An 18,899-nucleotide genomic window follows, 5' to 3' on the forward strand; every position below is an offset into this window, starting at 1 on the left:
AGAAACGTAAAAAACCATTGGTCAATTGAACCAATGGTTTTTCTATCCTCCTATTTAATTCTCTACGATATTAAAATCTTGGGGAGCTTTGACTTCTTTTATCTGGTTAATATCTCGATAAGTAAATTCAAAATGGTCTTCATTGTTCACCGTTCGCCCTTTATCATTTTTCAATTTGGTATCTAGTTGAATCCTAGCCTCGCTAGGAACTAATTTTTCTTCTTTATTTGAGGAGTCTTTCTTCATAGACAAATAAATGTGCAACTTGACGGACTGAATCTCCTTTTTCCCTTTGGTGTAAAGCTCACTATCTAACAAAGTATTTTGAAATTCTCCAATTTGATCAATATCTCTCTTAACATCACCCTTAAATTCCAGATAGATATACTGACCATCGATAGTTTTTTTAAATCGATCCGCATACTTCTCATAAAGTTTTAAAATAAGCTCATGACGCCCCACTTCTGGATCTTTTCTATTTTTATATATTAGATCTGGATCTGTAGCTTCATCCACTCTATTCCAAGTCCAACTATCGTCTCCCTTCTTTATTTTTTTATACAGAACCCCTTTTTCAGGAGAATATAGTCTCAAAATTTTCTCCCCATAACCTGTAGAACCTATTTTATTGGCAAGACTTCGAAAATGATCTGAATCACTGTCTATCGTAGATCCATTTCCTCCATCTTTCGTATAAAATTCATTATATATTTGAGGGTCAAACTGAATTTTCCCATGTCGTAAGGTTGTTTCATACATTAGTGATTGTGAACCTTTTACCTCAAGTAGATTCTTTCGATAAATTTTACTGACATATTCCATGTTTTTTGCATCTCTCATGGCTTGGATATACGTTTTCACATCTTTACTCCCACTATCTTGTGTCGTATCCTTTGAAGGGGTTTTAGCCGATTGACAAGCTGAAAGGAATAGACAAGCAAGAAGAGATAAGAAAAACACTAATAATTTTCTTTTATGTTTCATATCTTCACTCCTTTTGAACTAAATACCACCTAATTTTTCAACAGCCTCTGGTACTTCTACTTGGACACCAGTATTTTGTTTTGAATAGGTAATTTTACACGTTAATTTTTCTTTCGCAAAAGATGAATTAGAAGTACAAGTATAAGTAACACCTAAAGGTGTCAAGTTCTCCTTAGAAACGATGAGGTCTATCTGGTAGCTCCCTTCTGAATTTTCAAAATAACTAACTCCTATGGGAACAGGGCCTTGCAACACGGCGTTATTTGGTTCTAGTAAATGATTGACATCCTTACTCTTATAGGTTAAGACATACTGGTCCTTTTTCTTGGTCACTTCAAACTTGTCTTTCTGTGTCTGAAAGAAGCGTATGGCTTCTTGATTTACCCCCACAGGTTGTTTATTCTCTTGAGAATAAGAAAACATTTCCCACTCTGATGAGTCTTTTGGTCTAGAATACTCGTGAAAGGCATCGTAATACTCTTCTTGACTCGTACCGTTGTTCGTATATAGTCCACGTACCCTCACTGGTTTTAATTCAAAGGATCCTTCAAAAGTCAGAGTATATACTGCGTGTGTATCTCCATCACTTGTTGGTTCACTAAACTTTCTCTCAATCTTACTCTCCAGTTTGATTTCCCCATCTTTGAGGTGTTCAAAAGCCTGGAGCCCCTTGTCGATAATTTGTTCTTGACTTAGTTCCTTTGAATTTCCCTTCTTGCCCTCAGCCTGTTGACATCCAACTAGACTAACTACTGCCAACAAACCAACAAGTGACAGGATAGGTTTTCTCATATTTAACATCCCCATTCTCCTTCCTTTTTTCAGTAAATCTACTAATGTTTATTCTTCTATTATAAACGATCCTATGATATTTGTAAATTCTTTCACAAACTTGTAAGAAGATTGTAATAAAACAAAAACAGCTAAGAGCATGTCTCAACTGTTTTCATCAAATTTTACCGCACTTCTGCGTTTACTTTTTCTTCTAGTGAAGCTTGGATTTTTTCCATGTAGCGTGCGACTTCTTCGTCTGTCAAGCTATCTTCTGGATTTTGGAAGGTCAAGCTGTAGGCCATTGACTTCATGCCAAGTCCTAGTTTTTCACCTGAGAAGACGTCAAAGAGTTTGATGTCTGTTAAACGTTTCACGCCAGCAGCTTGAATGGCATCAACCACCTCTTGGTGAGTCACTTCTGCTTTGAGGAGAAGGGCGATATCACGGCTGACTGCTGGGAATTTAGTAATTTCCACAAAGGCTGCTGCTGGTTGAAGGGCTGCCTCAATAGCAGATAAGTTCAATTCTGCCACATAGGTTTCTGGGATATCATAAGCCTTAGCTGTTACAGGGTGGACTTGTCCCAAGACCCCAATCACTTGGTCACCAAGTGAGAGCAAGGCTGTACGCCCTGGGTGGAGACTCTTGATTTCAGAAGTTGCTGTATAAGTCACTTCAAGACCCAAGCGAGCAAAGAGGGCTTCCAAGATTCCCTTAGCATAGAAGAAGTCAACTGGAACAGCTGCTGTTTGGAAATCTTTTTCAGCGACTAAGCCGGTCAAAGCAAAGGCAAAGCTATTGATTTCATTTGGCAAGTCTTCTTTTGGATTACCAGTTTGTTCGAAAACTTTTCCGATCTCATAGAGGGCCAAATCTTTGTTCTTACGAGCGACGTTATAAGCTACTGTATCCAAGATTCCTGAGATCATATTTTGACGGAGGACTGAACGATCCACAGTCATTGGCCACATGAGCTCTGTTAAATTGCTTGGCGCAGTCGCAAATTCAACGGCTTTTTCAGGAGTTGTTAAAGCATAAGTAATGATTTCAGTTAAGCCTGCTCCTTCAGCAATGGTCCGAACTTGACGACGGAGTTTTTGAGTCGCAGTCAATTCACCGGCTGTCCCATCATCTTTTGGAAGGGTTGCTGGTAATTTGTCATAACCATAAATCCGAGCAATTTCTTCAAAAAGGTCCGCTTCGATAGTGATGTCCCAACGGCGACGAGGAACGCTCACTGTGAAGCTTTCTGCATTTCCAGAAAGGCCAAAACCAAGACGACGGAAGACATCTTCGACATCCGCGTAGGAAAGTTCTGTTCCAAGGACACGGTTCACATCTGCAAGAGTGGAAGAAACTTCCACATCTGAAGTATCCAACTGGCCTGCTGAAACGATGCCCTTACGCACGGTTGCACCAGCCAATTCAGCAATCATGCTCGCTGCTGCATCAAGGGCTTCATTAACGGTTGCCACGTTGATCCCTTTTTCAAAGCGAGAAGATGATTCAGAGCGTAGGTTGAGACGACCACTTGTCTTACGGATCGATTTGCCATTGAAGACAGCCGCTTCAAGGACGACACGAGTAGACTTTTCAGAGATTTCTGTAGCCTCTCCACCCATGACACCGGCAAGGGCTACTGGTTTGTCAGCAACCGTAATCACGAGGTCACTTGTTTCCAACTCACGCTCTTCCCCGTCCAAGGTCACCAATTTTTCACCAGCACGCGCTTCACGCACACGGATATCAGTCCCTTCAAAGGTATCCAAGTCAAAGGCATGCATAGGCTGACCAAAGTAAAGCAAGATATAGTTGGTTACGTCGACGACATTATTAATCGGACGGATGCCTTCGTTCATGAGGAGGTTTTGCAACCATTGTGGACTTGGTGCGATGGTCACATTGTCCAAGATGCGGGCTGCATAATAAGGAGCCTTGTCTGTATCAATGCTGACAGAAAGAGCATCCACTGCAACTTGGTCTGTTTCGGTCAAGGTAAAGTCTTTGAAGCTCACTGCCTTGTCATAGATGGCTGCTACTTCATGTGCTACCCCACGCATCGAAAGGGCATCTGCACGGTTTGGAGTGATAGAAAGCTCGATGATTTCATCATCCAAGTCTAGATAAGAGAAGACTTCCTCACCTGGGACAGCATCTTCTGGCAAGATTTGGATCCCATCTGCAAATTCTTTCGGTACAACGGAATCAGAAATGCCCAACTCACCAAGTGAACAGATCATCCCAAGGGATTCCAAACCACGGATTTTCCCTTTTTTAATCTTGTAGTTATCTGCGATGCGAGCACCTGGAAGAGCCACCATAACCTTGATGCCTGCACGCACATTTGGTGCTCCACAGACGATTTGACGGGCTTCTTCTTCCCCCACATTGACTTGGCAGACATGAAGGTGTGTCTCTGGCACATCTTCACAAGACAAAACTTCTCCGACGACAATTTTTGAGAGACCATCAGCAGGCGATTCCACACCTTCTACTTCGATCCCTGTAGTTGACATTTTTTCAGCCAACTCTTCTGATGGCACATCCACGTCCACCAATTGTTTTAACCATTTATATGATACTAACATTATTCTGATCGTAAGATCCCACTAGGTGAGATCTTCTCAATTCCTTTCTCTCAATTTGGACCCACAATTAAGCTTGCGGTTTCTCCTTCAAATGCTTGCGTAGCAACCAGTCGGTATCCACAGCTTCCCCTGTGATAAAGTGGTGCTCGCTAAACCGTTCAAATCCGAATTGTTTGTAAAAGTTTTGGGCCTTAAAATTTCGTTCCCAGACACCCAGCCAGACCCAGTCAAATCCACGTTTTTGAGCCTCTTTTAAGGCAAAGGTAAACATTTCCTTGCCATAGCCCTTGCCATGATGTTCTTTTTTGACATAGATACGCTGGATTTCAAAAGCATTGTCCATCTCTACTGGCTCCGTTTGTGCCTTGCCCCAGTTAAACTTGAGGAAACCACAAATTTCCTGATGGTGATCAAGGACAAAATAGGTCTCTGATTCCGGGTCTGCTAGGTCCTTTTGGATTTGCTCTAGCGATAAAACCGTCTGGTAGTAATCTTCCATATCGGCATCAGAGTTGTAGGGACCAAAGGTATCCCCATAGGTTTCCACCTCTAATTCCCTTAAAATATGAAATTCTTTCGCCTTAACTTTTACTAACATAATTACTTAAATTGTTCTGAAAAACGGATATCCCCTTGATAGAAGCCACGGATATCATTGATTCCGTAACGAAGCATGGCCACACGCTCTTGACCAAGTCCAAAGGCAAATCCTGAATAGATTGTTGGATCAATCCCACTCATCTCAAGGACGCGTGGGTGAACCATACCAGCTCCCATGATTTCAATCCAACCAGTTTTCTTACATACGTTACATCCCGCTCCACCACACTTGAAGCAAGAAACGTCCACTTCAACCGATGGCTCAGTAAATGGGAAGTAAGAAGGACGCAAACGGATTTGACGTTCTGCACCAAACATCTTTTGCACGATCAATTGAAGCGTTCCTTGAAGGTCGGCCATAGAAATGCTTTTCCCAACGACCAAGCCTTCGATTTGATGGAATTGGTGGCTGTGGGTCGCATCATCCGTATCCCGACGGAAAACCCGCCCTGGAGAGATCATCTTCAATGGTCCCTTGCTAAAGTCATGCGCATCCATAGCCCGCGCCTGTACAGGTGAGGTATGGGTCCGAAGCAAGATTTCTTCTGTGATATAGAAGGTATCCTGCATATCCCGCGCTGGGTGATCTTTAGGCAGATTCATCCGTTCAAAGTTATAATAGTCTTGCTCCACTTCAAAGCCATCCACGACTTGGTAGCCCATTCCGATAAAGATATCTTCGATTTCTTCACTGGTTTGGGTCAAGATATGACGGTAACCACTAGCAACCGGACGACCGGGAAGCGTTACATCGATACTCTCGCTAGCCAGTTGAGCTTCCACTTTCTTTTCTTCCAAGAGTTTGGCTGATTCTTCAAAGGCAGCCGTCAAAACATCACGCGCTTCATTGACGTGTTTCCCGATAACCGGACGCATTTTAGCAGAGACATCTTTCATCCCTTTAAGGATTTCAGTAAGGGAACCTTTTTTCCCAAGAACAGAGACCCGTAGTTCTTGCATCTCTTTTTCATTTTCAGCAGAGATCTGCTTCAAGGCTGCCAGCGTTTCTTCTCGAAGCGCTTTTAGTTGTTCTTCAATCGTTGACATATTTCCTCCATCATGGTCCACCTACAGACATAGAAAAAAACCGCGTGCCTTCTCCTAATCGGAGCGTTGACACGCGGTACCATCCGTTTTTATCTGTAAACCAGACCTTAATTTCTAAATCCTTGCGCAAGTGAATTCACCCAGCTTTCATGCAAAGAGCTTTCAGTCACGGCTCTTCTCCCTGTCGCACTTCCCTTGAGGTACTAGTCTTGCAGATTTCTATTCAATTACTATCTAGTTTATCAGATTTTTAGTTAAAAAACAAGTTAGATGAGACTAATTCACTAGAAATACAGTGCATTATCTATTTGCCTTGTCTGTCTCATCTGCTTGCCTTTCCAATAGAAGAGTGGCTGCTTGGTTAAAACCATCACACCAGTTATACCATTTGGCTTCATACTCATCTTGAGGTAAGATACGATGTTTTAAATCCAAAACAGAGGTTATCTTTCTTTCCTCGCAAGCTTGCGCATAAAGAGCATACAAGGCATCGCCACCATCTCTATCAAACTCAGCAGAAATCGTATCCCGACCTGCCAATAAAGCTTGGTAAGCCCTGTGATGCCCGTCTGTAATCAAGAAGCGATCTCCAAATGCAAGAACACTAATTGGATCCACATTGATGATGTCTGCCGACTGATCCAGCATCTGGATAGCTTGTAACTTCTTTTCTGATAAATATAGTTGGGTCGGATGAAGATCTGTTATCTTAACTTCCATATCTTTCTCCTCTACCATGAGTAACATAGTTGGTCATGAGCACTGGTAGACATTTTTAATGGTCACGATTTAAAGACCTGCCAAAGCCAAATTCCCCTGCCATTCTTGTGATTCGTTTCCTTTTTATTTAATGACTTGTCCAGCATCTTTCAAGACAGATTCTGGAATAGTAATGCCCAATTCATCTGCGACTTTTTTATTGATGACAGATTTTCCTTGGCTAAAGATTTCAACAGGTGTATCCGCAGGTTTTTGACCTTTCAAGATCTTCGCAGCCATTTTACCAGTTGCTACTCCAAGATCATGTTGGTCGACAACGACTGAACCAAGGCCACCCGCTTCTACCATGGCTGTCGCACTTGGGAAGATTGGTTTTTTAGCATCTTTATTGGCTTCAACAACAGTTGAGAAGGCTGATGCGATGGTATTGTCGATTGGAACCCAGATAGCATCCACTTTACCTGACATAACCGATACTGTTGAAGCAATTTCGTTTGTAGAAGGAACTGAATACGGAACCACCTTGTAGCCTGCTTTTTCAGCCAATTTTGTAAATTCTTCTACTTGAGATTTTGAATTGTCTTCACTGGTTGAGTATAGAACCCCGATTGTTTTTACGTTTGGAGTCAACTCTTTGATCAATTTCAACTGTTGCTCAGTAGGATTGTGGTCAGATACCCCAGTGATATTGCCACCTGGTTTTTTCAAATCTTTGACCAAGTTTGCGCCGACTGGATCGGTTACAGCACCCATGACAATTGGTTTGTCTTTGGTTGCACTAGCCAAACCTTGAGCAGATGGGGTTGCAATCCCAATCAAGACTTGGTTATCTTTGTCTACCAATTGTTTACTCATGGTTGCAACCTTGTTTTGGTCCCCTTCTGCATTGAGGAAGTCAATGTCCACTTTGTCCTTGTCATAACCTTCTTCAGCCAAACCATCTTGAATTCCCTTGTAGATCAAATCAAGCGAAGGGTGGCTGACCAACTGCAAGACCCCAACTTTAGCTTTTTCATTGCTAGTTGCTGCCTTGTTATCTTTGCCTGCTGTAGCTGAATAGATCGCTGTCCCAATGACTGCTGCTGCAATCAAACCAATAATTCCCATTAACCGTTTATTTTTCATTTTTAATACCTCTTCTATTTTTTCATTTTCTTCTTTTTCCTATCATCTAAAGACTGCGACGCCATCGTTTCTTCATATCTTTTCTCCCTTCTCATCTAAAACAAAAAACACGCCCACACATAGCAAAAGCTATGTGAGGACGTGTCATCGCGGTGCCACCTCACTTATGGGAAAAAGATAGTCTCCCCCCATATCTCTGTCTTGTCTAGCAACAAGTTGCACGATAAGGTGTGCCAACCGAATTTTTATTGTTTCAAATTCATCTCATCATTAGTCCAATTTCATAAACTGCCGCTACCCACTCTCAGCAACCGTAGGCTCTCTTGAAACTTTCATTTACTACTTTTCTAATTTCTTACATTTTAAAATTTTCTTTCAAAAATGTCAATACTTTTTCTGCATTTTTTTGAAAACGTTCGCATTTTCTATTGAACATCCTCTTGCTTCTTTCTGGGATTTCCTCTCTAATTTTGATATAATTTACTAGAATAAACGCTAGAATGATGAGGAATCCCATGTCTTTTGATGGATTTTTTTTACACCATATGGTGCAAGAATTGAAGGCCGAACTCTTGAGTGGTCGCATTCAAAAAATTAACCAACCTTTCGAGCAAGAATTGGTGCTTCAAATCCGAGGCAATCGGAAAAACCAAAAACTCTTGCTCTCTGCCCATTCTGTCTTTGGACGGATTCAACGGACCCAGACCAACTTTGAAAATCCTGCCTTTCCCAATACCTTTATTATGGTTATGCGCAAATATCTTCAAGGCGCTGTCATTGAAGGGATTGAGCAAATGGAGAACGACCGGATTCTTGAAATCCGTGTCTCCAATAAAAATGAAATTGGAGATGCCATTTCTGTCAGCCTCATGATCGAAATCATGGGCAAGCACAGTAATATTATTCTCCTGGACCGCACCAGCAATAAAATCATCGAAGCTATTAAACATGTCGGCTTCTCACAAAATAGCTACCGGACCATTCTCCCTGGATCAACCTATGTAGCTCCTCCGAAAACCAACTCGGTCAATCCTTTTACAATTGGAGATGAATCCCTTTTTGCCCTTCTTCACAAGGAAGAGTTAAACCCAAAAAACCTTCAAAAATGTTTCCAAGGTTTGGGGCGAGATACGGCTCAAGAATTAGCCAAGCGACTTGAGACGGATGAAAAATTAAAAACCTTCCGTGCCTTTTTCGAGGCACCTTCTGAGCCACGCCTAACGACCAAATCCTTCTCAGCTATCCCCTTTGCGGATGCGTCGAGTCAAACATTTGAAACACTTTCCGATCTGCTGGATGACTATTACCGAGACAAGGCTGAGCGCGATCGGGTGCAACAACAGGCCAGTGAATTAATCCGCAAGGTTGAAAACGATCTTGAAAAGAACCGGAAAAAATTAGCCAAGCAAGAAGCGGAGTTAGCGGCGACCGACAATGCGGAAGAATTCCGCCAAAAAGGAGAATTGTTGACAACCTTCCTCCATCAGGTACCAAACGACCAAGACCAGGTTGTTTTGGATAATTACTATACCAATGAACCGATCACCATCCAACTCAATAAGGCCCTGACCCCCAATCAAAATGCCCAACGCTACTTCAAACGCTACCAGAAGTTAAAAGAAGCCGTCAAACATTTGACCATCCTCATTCAAGAAACCAAGGAAACCATTTCCTATCTTGAAACGGTTGAAACAGCCCTTTCTCAAGCGAGCCTAGCTGAGGTGGCAGAGATTCGAGAAGAGCTAATCCAGACCGGCTTTATCAAACGGCGCAACCGTGAAAAAATTCATAAACGGAAAAAACCAGAAAAATACCTGGCTAGTGATGGAAAAACCATCATTTTAGTGGGTCGCAATAATCTGCAAAACGATGAACTGACCTTTAAGATCGCTAAAAAAGACGAGCTCTGGTTCCATGCAAAAGATATCCCGGGAAGTCATGTCGTCATTACAGGAAATCTAAATCCATCGGATGAAGTGAAGACCGATGCTGCAGAGTTGGCCGCCTACTATTCCAAGGCCCGTCTCTCAAACCTGGTCCAAGTAGATATGATCGAAGCCAAGAAACTCAATAAACCAACTGGTGGAAAGCCAGGTTTTGTCACCTACACCGGCCAAAAGACTCTGCGGGTTACCCCAGAAGAAGAAAAAATCAAAGCCATGAAACTAACGGACTGATTTCAAAAATAAAAGGTTGAGCGATGCTCAACCTTTCGTATTGAAGATAATGTTATTTAAGAAACTTTCCTTAGGTGAGAACGGACGTCAGCGAACTTCAAAGAAGTTCCATGACTTAGTTTTGGACCTAAAGTTCCAAAACTCCCGAGTGCTTGAAATGATTATATTTCAAGCACTTTTCTCACGGCGGAAAGTTTCAATATATGTTGAATGAGCCTAAAAGTATACCTCATTTTATTTTTCAGCATACTTAGAACAGTTTGTCTACATTCTAAAAGGTTGAGCTACGCTCAACCTTTTATTCTGCTTTATTGATGTCTTCTTTGACCTCATCAACATTGAATTTGGCAAAGAGGTACTGACGGTCTTGAACTGGGAAACGTTGATCCAGCTGATCGATGGCTCCCACCTCTACAATCCCTTCTGTGATGACAAAATCCATGACATGGCCACCAAAGGTGTGGTCATCTGAAATAAAGTGCAAATGATAACCAGCCACACTCACACCATGGAAAATTTCGGGTGTCCAAAAACCGACAATGGTTCCAGTGACATTTTCCCGTGTATACTCTGGCTGATGGGTTGCAACCTCTGCAAACTTCATCTCCGGTGTTGATTTTGGAATCATACGGACATGCATCTTGACAAAGTCACCACGAATCTTAATGGAGCGAAAAAGATTTTCGCCATCGTAATAAGACTCAATACGAGCTTCCAATTCCTCGTCCGTCATTTCAAAGCGTTGACGGAAAATCACTTCTGCTTGGTGAGGAACAACTGCTGCATAAGGAACCTTGGCATCAGGAGAAACTTCGACAATTTCAGGATGGTCGCCTGATCCCTTAGCCTGATAAGCCTTTCCATCTAATACGATCAACTCTCCATCAATAGAATCAAGCGTTCCAACTCCTAGATCCCCATGTTCCAAGAGTTCTCCAATCGTAAAGGAACCCCCGTACAGACCCGCCATTAGGGCACCCAAGGTATTGTATTGAAAAAGTTTCACTGGTTCCATGTTTTTCTCTCCTCATTCTATCTTCTACCAGTATACCACAAACTGTTCCGAAACTTCACGATATGGTTTTATTAGAGGCTATCATAGATGGTTTGCATCTGCACATCGTCTGGTACGATCGCCAAATACTGGTTGGCCACTTCACGCGCCCTTGTCACATCGCCAGCTTCACGCAACAGATAAACATAGGCTTCGAGGAATTCTGGATTTTCCTTCAAGTCCTCATAGAGCTCTTGGTAGGCTGATACGGCTTCTTCTGTTTTCTCTAAGGCAGCCAAAGCACGAGCAATGTTCCAACGGGTGACAACTGTTTCGACATCTTCATTTTGCCAATCTAAGACTTGGTCAAAACGCTCCTGTTCTAAATAAAGGGTAGTGAGGCGAAGAGCAATCTCTTCGAGATCATCTGCCACTTCTTTAGCTTCCAACAGATAAGTTTCTGCCTGTTCAGGCTGGTGGAGTTCATAAGAAAGCTGAGAGGCAAGGAGCTTCAACTGTGCGTCAAATGGATTCTTCTCAATCCCTTGTTTGGCGATTTCAAGCGCTTTTTCACGGTCATTTTCTGCCTGTAAGGCCAAGGCATACCCGTACTCATACCCTTCAAAATCATGCGACAAGGTGTCAATTTGTTTGTAGTAGATCAGGGCTTTTTGGTATTCTTCTTGATCAGACAATAAGGTCGCCAATTCGTAGGCAATCTGGTCATCAAACTCAATCTCCAGAGCTTTCTCTAAGAAGGGCACAGCTGCTTCAAACTTACCAAGATTGGCATAGGCAAAACCAATCCGTTGATAGGTAGAAATCCCTGTCGCTTCCAAAATCTCCCGATTGTCCAACTGGGCATACTCTTGGATAGCCTCTTGGTAGCGTTCCAATTCCAGATCGATTTCAGCTAACCCTAATTGAATGATCGGATCATCAGACAGACTGGCTGCTTCAACTAATTTTTCACGCGCCACATCTGCGAGACCTTCCAGCTGATAGAGATCTGCCTTGACCAAGAGACTTGCTACATACCAGTTAGACTCAGGGCCAATTTCTTCTAAATATGCAAAGGCCTCTTCCGTTTGCCCTTCCTCTGCAAGGATGGTTGCCAAACTCAGGTATACTTCTGGATAGGTTTCTGCAATCTGTTCATAAACCTCTTTTGCCTGAGGGTAAAAACCAATACTTTCAAGATATTGACCCAAATCCAATAGTTGCGCTTCACTATCTTCTAACAAGGCCTTTTGAAATTGAACTTCTGCTTCTTCTAGCTCTTGCTGATCAAGAGCCTCTACCATTTGTTGACTATGACTCACTCTGTGTTTCCTCTTCTACTTCATTGTGTTCTTCATACAAGCCACTGACGACCTTATACCATTCAAAGATAGCTCCAATAACGACCTTAGCAGACGCATAGACCGGAATACCAAGGAAAACTCCCCAGATTCCAAACATAGATCCTGACGTCAAAAGCACAAATAAAATGGTAATCGGATGGATATTTAACTGGCTTCCCAAAACCAAAGGAGATACGAAACGTCCTTCAATGGTTTGCTCCACTGCAAATACGATTAAGACCTTGATAAACATCTCTGGTCCTGCTACCAAGCCTAAGACTAAAGCAGGTAACATGGCTAAGAAACTACCCAAGTAAGGGATTAAATTCAAGATCCCCGCAGAGATCCCAAGTGTCACCGCATAACGTAAGCCAATGATCTTAAAGAAGAGGATAAACATAATGGCGACGACAATGGCTACCGTAATTTGCCCTCGAACATAATTGGAGAGCTGGGTATTGACATCTGAGAGAACTTGTTCAGCCGATTTACGAATCTTTGTCGGTAAGAAGCGAACAATGTGGCCTTTTAAATTTTTTCCATCTCGAAGAAGATAGAAAACAATAAAAGGCATGATGATCAAGGCAACGATGACTTGCGAAGCAACTCCAATCAAGTTGCTGACCCAATTGACAGCCCGCCCAGAGATCGAACTGGCCCAAGTAGTAATATTTGCAGACAATTCCTTGGTGATCTCATCCAACTGAGGTTTGATATCAGAAGAGACGCGATTGTCTAGAAAATCGTCAATGGTTGCATTGGCCTTCTCCAAATAAGTTGGCAGGTTATGAAAGAAACTCACCACTTGTCGTTGGACAGCTGGAATCACGACAGCTAGACCCCAGATTAAGAGCACTGCAATCAAGAAAAAGACGAAGGAAATCGCAAAAATCCGCTTAAGACCTTTTCTTTCAAGAAAGTCGACAATAGGATTGAGCAAGTAATAGAGCAAACCAGAGATAATAACAGGCAGCATGACCGCTCCTGCAAACTCAAAAATCGGAATAAAAATAAAGGTGATCTTACTCAAGACCAAGAGGTTCAGACCCAAGAGCAAGGTAACTAAAAATACGGTAATAGCCTTGTTGTCTAAAAACCATCTAAAAAACCAAGACATACTAAACTGTTTTTCTTTATTATCCACGGGAAACTCCTTTTCATTTCAACATGTATCTATTTTAGCATTTTTTAAGCGTGAAGTTACGAAAAAACTAGCAAAATAAGAAAGAAAGGCTCTCTCCTTTTCAACTAGCAATTGCCTTCCAATAGGACCTTTGATATAATAAACCTAACAAATCATACGAGGTGACCTATGTCTCAAACCATTTATTTCGGTACCTATACCAAAAAAGAATCCAAAGGAATTTACAAGGCACAATTCGACCCTGAAACAGGCACATTGAGCCATCTTGCACTAGTGGCTGCTGAGCCCAATCCAACCTATCTCGCTTTTTCTAAAAAAGGCAATCTTTATAGTGTCGGAGCTGAAGAGGGAAAAGGGGGAATCGCTAGTTTTACAGCCGATTTTCAGCCGCTCAATCACGTTGTCGAAGAAGGGGCTCCACTCTGCTATGTCTCTGTCGATGATAACCGTCAACTAGTCTATGGAGCCAACTATCACAAAGGGCAAGTTCTCGTATACAAGATAGAGGCAGATGGGCGTTTGTCCTTTGTCGATGAGGACACTCATCAAGGAAGTGGTCCCCACGCCAATCAAGCAAGTCCGCATGCCCACTATGCAGACCTTACGCCAGATCAATACCTGATCACGTGTGACCTAGGAACAGACAGTTTGCATGTCTATGATGTCAGTGAGGAAGGAAAACTTACCCTGATCAATCAGTACCAAACAGCTCCAGGTGCAGGACCTCGTCACCTTGTCTTTCATCCCCACTACAAGACTGCTTATCTCATCAATGAATTAAATGCCACAATCGACGTCCTATTTTATGACGGTGTGGGTGAATTCGAACACTTCCAAACCGTTTCCACACTTCCATCAGACTACGATGGTCAAAAATGGGCTTCTGCTATCAAGCTCTCAGCCGATGGAAAATTCCTTTATGCATCTAACCGTGCTCACAATTCTATCGCTGTATTTAAAGTTGTAGCAGATGGCAGCTTAGAACTCATTGAAATTGTTCCAAGCCAAGGGCTCAATCCACGTGATTTCACTATTAGTCCCGATCAAAACTACCTCATCGCAGCCCATCAAGATTCACCTAACGCAAGCGTCTTCAAGCGGGATCTAGCTAGTGGAAAATTGACCCTCCTATCCCACGACTTCTATGTCCCAGAAGCTGTTTGTACTGTTTTTCATTAAGTCGTTTTAGTTGTCAAACCTCTAAAAAAATGATTAAATAAATGAGAAAAAGGCGCGAGCCTGATTTCATAACTTATATTTTAGGAGATCCAAGCATGAATCCAATGGACTTATTTAACCAAGTAAAAGAAATGATCGAAAAGAAAGATTTTGACGCTGCAAAGAAATTTGTTGAAGACAACAAAGACAACCTCGGTGACTACCTTGAACAAGCAAAAGGGCTTGTTTCTGGAAATGAAATGGTCAGCGGTGCCTTGGACAAAATCAAAGGCTTGTTCTAATAACACTACTCCTCAACGCTGTAGTTGAGGAGTTTTTGTTTGAGCTGATCGCAAAAAAAATCCTTGAGAAAACTCAAGGATCTTTTTAGTCTAGTAAACTAGATTATTTCTTAAGGTTGTAGAATGATTTCAATCCACGGTATTCAGCTACTTCACCAAGTTGATCTTCGATGCGAAGCAATTGGTTGTATTTAGCGATACGGTCTGTACGTGAAAGTGAACCAGTCTTGATTTGTCCTGCGTTTGTTGCAACTGCGATATCAGCGATTGTTGAATCTTCAGTTTCACCTGAACGGTGTGATACAACGGCAGTGTAACCAGCTTCTTTCGCCATTTCGATAGCGTCGAATGTTTCAGTAAGAGTACCGATTTGGTTAACTTTGATAAGGATTGAGTTAGCAGCACCTTCTTCGATACCACGTGAAAGGTAATCAGTGTTTGTTACGAAGAGGTCGTCACCAATCAATTGAACTTTACCACCAAGACGTTCAGTAAGAGCTTTCCAACCGTCCCAGTCGTTTTCATCCATACCATCTTCGATAAGTATGATAGGGTATTTGTCAACCAATCCTTCAAGGTAAGCGATTTGTTCTTCAGCAGTACGAACAGCAGCGCCTTCACCTTCAAATTTAGTGTAATCGTAAACTTTGCGTTCTTTATCGTAGAATTCTGATGATGCACAGTCAAATCCGATAAATACGTCTTTACCTGGAACATAACCAGCAGCTTCGATAGCAGCGATGATAGTTTCTACACCATCTTCAGTTCCGTCGAAACGAGGAGCAAATCCACCTTCGTCACCAACGGCTGTTTCAAGACCACGACCTTTAAGGATTTTCTTAAGAGCGTGGAAGATTTCAGCACCCCAACGAAGAGCTTCTTTGAATGTAGGTGCACCAGCAGGTACGATCATGAATTCTTGGAAAGCGATTGGAGCATCTGAGTGAGATCCACCATTGATGATGTTCATCATTGGAGTTGGAAGAACTTTAGTGTTGAATCCACCAAGGTAGCTGTAAAGTGGGATTTCAAGGTAGTCAGCAGCAGCACGAGCTACAGCGATAGACACACCAAGGATTGCGTTTGCTCCCAATTTACCTTTGTTAGGAGTACCGTCAAGAGCGATCATAGCACGGTCGATAGCTTGTTGATCACGTACATCATAGCCGATGATTGCTTCAGCAATGATGTTGTTTACGTTGTCAACAGCTTTTTGAGTACCAAGACCACCGTAACGAGATTTGTCACCGTCACGAAGTTCAACTGCTTCGTGTTCACCAGTAGAAGCTCCTGATGGAACCATACCACGTCCATGAGCACCTGATTCAGTATATACTTCTACTTCAAGTGTTGGGTTACCGCGTGAGTCTAGGACTTCGCGAGCGTAAACATCAGTAATAATTGACATTTCTTATTCTCCTTATTGAGTTATATTTTTTACTCCTCTATTATATCGTAATTAGGCTATTTTTTCAAGAAAAAACAAGGAAATCTACGAAAATTGAGAAGTTTTTAACAAGAAAACGGTTCCACTATCTTATTTTCTGCCATTTCCCCTCCTTATTTAATTTTTTCGCATTCTTCTACTCTTCTGCTACGCTTTATGCTATACTAAACTTATGACAGATATTAATAAAACGATTTTAGAAAAAGCTGCTGGTCCTACTCGATTCAATCCGGATGAGCAGCGTCGATTTTTGGAGACATATGAGGAGCGTGTGATTGCTTCATGTACCTTGGAGGAGGCAAGGGACAATCTCTATTTAGAGCACTATTCTTCAATTCTCACGAACATTTCAGAACGCTTTGAGCCTGTATTAGTCAAGATTTCGCCTGCCTTGGATGAAACCAGCCAACTTCAATATTTGAAAAAAACAAAGGATCTTGGTCTTGTGGCAAGCATTGTTTCAGATGACTGTCGCCATTCCCCCTTTGGTCTCATCATCCATACTGACCACCCATCTGGAATTTCTCCAACAGATATGAGTCTCCAGTATCCAAATTTGTTTGAAAAGAAAGAAGAGACTGCCAGTCCAGAAAAGAAATCATTTTGGAAACGTCTCTTTAGCTAAAGAAAAACCAATGGAAGGGAACATCTCCTTTCCATTGGTTTTTTAGTTTGCTTTTATTTTTAAAAGGTTCCCAATATTTCGAGCACAGGAAATCAGATTCCTTTCAGCGTGAGCGAGTGCATCTGCTACCTCACAAGGACCAGGTACGATAGAGAAGGCAGCTTCAATGTGATGACTAGGAAAAGCAGGCAAATCCTCCGCTAAGCTACCACAAATAGCAAGCACTGGGATCTTCTCTGGTGTTCGTTTGGCCACCCCGACAGGTGCCTTCCCAGAAAGAGATTGGAGATCCATCCTACCTTCCCCAACAACGACTAGATCAGCTTTTTGTACTTTGTGATCAAAGTCAATCAAATCGAGACTTTTTTCAATTCCTGAGGAGATCTGACCACCGGCAAAAGCGACCAAGCCAGCAGCCATGCCACCTCCAGCTCCGGCACCAGGCATGGACAATATTTGTGCATCTACTAATTGGTAAAAACCTTGCATAGCCTGATCAACAGCTGGAAACAGAAGGGGATTTAATCCCTTTTGCCCACCAAAGATATAGGTCGCTCCTTGACTGCCACAGAGAGGATTGGTTACATCCGTTAAGACTTGGAGCTCGATGTCTTGTAAAGCTTTTGGAACCGCACTGGTATCTATTCTAGCCACACGACCGATCGAAGCCCCGACAGGACGAAGCAGATGGCCTTGATCATCATAGAAGGCTACCCCAAGTCCAGCAGCCATCCCAATCCCACCATCATTCGTTGCAGAACCACCAATTCCTACACAGATCGTTTTAACCCCTTGGTCAACCAATTGCAAAATCAGTTCACCAATTCCTCGTGTCTCTAGTTCTAGTGGATTGCGTTTTTCAGCTGGGATAGAGCCTAAGCCAACAAGAGAGGCCATCTCAAAAAATGCCATCTCATCTTTTCGGTAATAAGCCATTGAAACAGGCTTCCCAAATGGTCCTGTTACCTGAGTATGCTTCTTGGTTAAATTCAGAACGCCAGCGAGTGTATCCATGGTTCCTTCGCCACCATCCCCTATGGGAAGGAGGTCAAAAGTTGCATCTGGTAGAGCCTCTTGAAATCCTTTTTTTAAGGCTTCTGCTACTTGTTTGGCGGATAAGGATTCTTTAAATGAATCCGGTGCTAGTAGGATATGCATGCTGTTTCCTTTCTATGCTGGTCTAGAATTTCAAGAACAAGGCTTAGATCCCTCGTCTTAATACGGTATGGAGCTCGTTCGGCAACGATCGGCTTTGCCATAAAGGCAATCCCGATTCCGGCTGTTTCAATCATGGGAAGATCATTGGCACCATCTCCCATAGCAATCGTCTGACTTCGTGGAATATGATTTTCTCTCGCCCATGTCAGGAGGAAGTCTTTTTTTCTTTCAGGGGTCACAATCTCTCCGAGCACTTTCCCTGTCAGACGGCCATCAAAAGTCTGCAAACGATTAGCACGAACTAGATCAATTCCTAAAGACTTCGCGATAGGATCGATGACTTCATGAAATCCCCCTGAAACAAGGCCAACCTTGTAACCTCTTTGATGAAGTTCCGTGATTAAGACCTTAGCTCCCGGTGTGACGTCCATCTGCTCTACAATTTTCGGAAAGATAGAGGCCTCTAATCCCTTCAATAAAGCGACACGCGCCTGTAAAGATGCTTTAAAATCCAACTCTCCATTCATTGCTTGTGCCGTAATCTCTGCTACTTTTTGTCCCACGCCAGCTTCTTGAGCTAGTAAATCAATTCCTTCTTGTTGGATCAAAGTTCCATCTACATCCATAACGAGGAGACCTGTTACTTCTTTCATCGCTTTCCTTTCTTATTTCTCCCTTACTATACAAAAATAGGGTTTAAATTTCAAGTTTCA

At 42.4% G+C, this 18,899-nt stretch carries 17 protein-coding genes; 4 read left to right on the forward strand and 13 right to left on the reverse strand.

Annotated elements, in window-relative coordinates:
• Positions 1-54 precede the first annotated feature (54 nt).
• The 7 genes from O3642_RS07285 to trpX all read right to left on the reverse strand — a co-directional run bounded on the left by O3642_RS07285 (position 55) and on the right by trpX (position 7,838).
• Positions 55-984 (reverse strand): hypothetical protein, encoded by a 930-nt coding sequence (locus tag O3642_RS07285; protein WP_371605691.1) that lies wholly within the window; start codon positions 982-984, stop codon positions 55-57.
• Positions 985-1,002: 18 nt separating this feature from the next.
• Positions 1,003-1,785 carry a DUF6612 family protein gene (locus O3642_RS07290; RefSeq protein ID WP_151378616.1) on the reverse strand — a complete coding sequence of 261 codons (783 nt, stop codon included), beginning with the start codon at positions 1,783-1,785 and terminating at the stop codon, positions 1,003-1,005.
• Between the two features lie 155 nt (positions 1,786-1,940).
• The gene (gene pheT / locus O3642_RS07295; protein ID WP_371605692.1) at positions 1,941-4,346 is read right to left on the reverse strand and encodes a phenylalanine--tRNA ligase subunit beta; all 2,406 of its coding nucleotides are present in this window, start codon (positions 4,344-4,346) and stop codon (positions 1,941-1,943) included.
• Positions 4,347-4,413: 67 nt separating this feature from the next.
• Complete coding sequence (locus O3642_RS07300; RefSeq protein ID WP_151378617.1) at positions 4,414-4,944, reverse strand: N-acetyltransferase; 531 nt, start codon at positions 4,942-4,944, stop codon at positions 4,414-4,416.
• A gap of 2 nt (positions 4,945-4,946) precedes the next feature.
• Positions 4,947-5,993 (reverse strand): phenylalanine--tRNA ligase subunit alpha, encoded by a 1,047-nt coding sequence (pheS, locus tag O3642_RS07305; protein WP_151378618.1) that lies wholly within the window; start codon positions 5,991-5,993, stop codon positions 4,947-4,949.
• A 300-nt stretch (positions 5,994-6,293) separates the two neighbouring features.
• Positions 6,294-6,713: a chromosome partitioning protein ParB gene (locus O3642_RS07310; RefSeq protein ID WP_151378619.1), complete on the reverse strand. Its 420-nt coding sequence runs from the start codon at positions 6,711-6,713 to the stop codon at positions 6,294-6,296.
• Between the two features lie 123 nt (positions 6,714-6,836).
• Positions 6,837-7,838, reverse strand: coding sequence for a tryptophan ABC transporter substrate-binding protein (trpX, locus tag O3642_RS07315; protein ID WP_371605693.1), 1,002 nt, complete (start codon positions 7,836-7,838; stop codon positions 6,837-6,839).
• Positions 7,839-8,353: 515 nt separating this feature from the next.
• Between trpX and O3642_RS07320 the strand changes: the two genes are divergently transcribed.
• Positions 8,354-10,015, forward strand: a complete 1,662-nt coding sequence (locus O3642_RS07320; RefSeq protein WP_371605694.1) for an NFACT family protein — start codon at positions 8,354-8,356, stop codon at positions 10,013-10,015.
• Positions 10,016-10,313: 298 nt separating this feature from the next.
• Here the strand turns inward: O3642_RS07320 and budA are convergent, their stop codons facing one another.
• The 3 genes from budA to O3642_RS07335 all read right to left on the reverse strand — a co-directional run bounded on the left by budA (position 10,314) and on the right by O3642_RS07335 (position 13,496).
• A complete protein-coding gene (gene budA, locus O3642_RS07325) occupies positions 10,314-11,030 on the reverse strand; it encodes an acetolactate decarboxylase (RefSeq protein WP_227037995.1) in 717 nt (238 codons plus the stop codon).
• A gap of 71 nt (positions 11,031-11,101) precedes the next feature.
• Entirely contained in the window at positions 11,102-12,331 is a 1,230-nt protein-coding gene (locus O3642_RS07330; RefSeq protein WP_371605695.1) for a tetratricopeptide repeat protein, read from the reverse strand.
• The gene (locus O3642_RS07335) at positions 12,321-13,496 is read right to left on the reverse strand and encodes an AI-2E family transporter (protein ID WP_049523501.1); all 1,176 of its coding nucleotides are present in this window, start codon (positions 13,494-13,496) and stop codon (positions 12,321-12,323) included. The genes O3642_RS07330 and O3642_RS07335 overlap by 11 nt, the downstream gene beginning before the upstream one ends.
• Positions 13,497-13,664: 168 nt before the next feature.
• Between O3642_RS07335 and O3642_RS07340 the strand changes: the two genes are divergently transcribed.
• Positions 13,665-14,675 (forward strand): lactonase family protein, encoded by a 1,011-nt coding sequence (locus O3642_RS07340; RefSeq protein WP_371605696.1) that lies wholly within the window; start codon positions 13,665-13,667, stop codon positions 14,673-14,675.
• 95 nt (positions 14,676-14,770) lie between these two features.
• Positions 14,771-14,956, forward strand: coding sequence for a hypothetical protein (locus O3642_RS07345; protein WP_049497454.1), 186 nt, complete (start codon positions 14,771-14,773; stop codon positions 14,954-14,956).
• Between the two features lie 103 nt (positions 14,957-15,059).
• On the opposite strand, the gene eno is transcribed toward O3642_RS07345, so the two are convergent.
• Positions 15,060-16,364: a surface-displayed alpha-enolase gene (gene eno / locus O3642_RS07350; RefSeq protein ID WP_371605697.1), complete on the reverse strand. Its 1,305-nt coding sequence runs from the start codon at positions 16,362-16,364 to the stop codon at positions 15,060-15,062.
• A 211-nt stretch (positions 16,365-16,575) separates the two neighbouring features.
• Here eno and O3642_RS07355 point away from each other — a divergent pair, with 211 nt between their 5' ends.
• Positions 16,576-17,028 (forward strand): DUF1694 domain-containing protein, encoded by a 453-nt coding sequence (locus O3642_RS07355; RefSeq protein WP_049523497.1) that lies wholly within the window; start codon positions 16,576-16,578, stop codon positions 17,026-17,028.
• A gap of 42 nt (positions 17,029-17,070) precedes the next feature.
• Here O3642_RS07355 and O3642_RS07360 read toward each other — a convergent pair whose 3' ends face one another.
• Both O3642_RS07360 and serB read right to left on the reverse strand, forming a co-directional pair.
• The gene (locus tag O3642_RS07360; RefSeq protein WP_371605698.1) at positions 17,071-18,186 is read right to left on the reverse strand and encodes a glycerate kinase; all 1,116 of its coding nucleotides are present in this window, start codon (positions 18,184-18,186) and stop codon (positions 17,071-17,073) included.
• Positions 18,171-18,839, reverse strand: a complete 669-nt coding sequence (gene serB / locus O3642_RS07365; protein WP_272157555.1) for a phosphoserine phosphatase SerB — start codon at positions 18,837-18,839, stop codon at positions 18,171-18,173. The genes O3642_RS07360 and serB overlap by 16 nt, the downstream gene beginning before the upstream one ends.
• Between the last annotated feature and the right edge of the window lie 60 nt (positions 18,840-18,899).

This window comes from Streptococcus sp. 27098_8_66, assembly GCF_041431945.1.
GTDB lineage: Bacteria > Bacillota > Bacilli > Lactobacillales > Streptococcaceae > Streptococcus > Streptococcus dentalis.

What these genes read in the sequence shown, in the direction of transcription:
- O3642_RS07310 (WP_151378619.1), bottom strand. Translation starts at nt 6,713, where the DNA reads ATGGAAGTTAAGATAACAGATCTTCATCCGACCCAACTATATTTATCA.
- O3642_RS07355 (WP_049523497.1), top strand. Translation starts at nt 16,576, where the DNA reads ATGACAGATATTAATAAAACGATTTTAGAAAAAGCTGCTGGTCCTACT.
- O3642_RS07300 (WP_151378617.1), bottom strand. Translation starts at nt 4,944, where the DNA reads ATGTTAGTAAAAGTTAAGGCGAAAGAATTTCATATTTTAAGGGAATTA.
- O3642_RS07340 (WP_371605696.1), top strand. Translation starts at nt 13,665, where the DNA reads ATGTCTCAAACCATTTATTTCGGTACCTATACCAAAAAAGAATCCAAA.
- eno (WP_371605697.1), bottom strand. Translation starts at nt 16,364, where the DNA reads ATGTCAATTATTACTGATGTTTACGCTCGCGAAGTCCTAGACTCACGC.
- pheS (WP_151378618.1), bottom strand. Translation starts at nt 5,993, where the DNA reads ATGTCAACGATTGAAGAACAACTAAAAGCGCTTCGAGAAGAAACGCTG.
- trpX (WP_371605693.1), bottom strand. Translation starts at nt 7,838, where the DNA reads ATGAAAAATAAACGGTTAATGGGAATTATTGGTTTGATTGCAGCAGCA.
- O3642_RS07285 (WP_371605691.1), bottom strand. Translation starts at nt 984, where the DNA reads ATGAAACATAAAAGAAAATTATTAGTGTTTTTCTTATCTCTTCTTGCT.
- pheT (WP_371605692.1), bottom strand. Translation starts at nt 4,346, where the DNA reads ATGTTAGTATCATATAAATGGTTAAAACAATTGGTGGACGTGGATGTG.
- O3642_RS07320 (WP_371605694.1), top strand. Translation starts at nt 8,354, where the DNA reads ATGTCTTTTGATGGATTTTTTTTACACCATATGGTGCAAGAATTGAAG.
- O3642_RS07290 (WP_151378616.1), bottom strand. Translation starts at nt 1,785, where the DNA reads ATGTTAAATATGAGAAAACCTATCCTGTCACTTGTTGGTTTGTTGGCA.
- O3642_RS07345 (WP_049497454.1), top strand. Translation starts at nt 14,771, where the DNA reads ATGAATCCAATGGACTTATTTAACCAAGTAAAAGAAATGATCGAAAAG.
- O3642_RS07360 (WP_371605698.1), bottom strand. Translation starts at nt 18,186, where the DNA reads ATGCATATCCTACTAGCACCGGATTCATTTAAAGAATCCTTATCCGCC.
- budA (WP_227037995.1), bottom strand. Translation starts at nt 11,030, where the DNA reads ATGGAACCAGTGAAACTTTTTCAATACAATACCTTGGGTGCCCTAATG.
- serB (WP_272157555.1), bottom strand. Translation starts at nt 18,839, where the DNA reads ATGAAAGAAGTAACAGGTCTCCTCGTTATGGATGTAGATGGAACTTTG.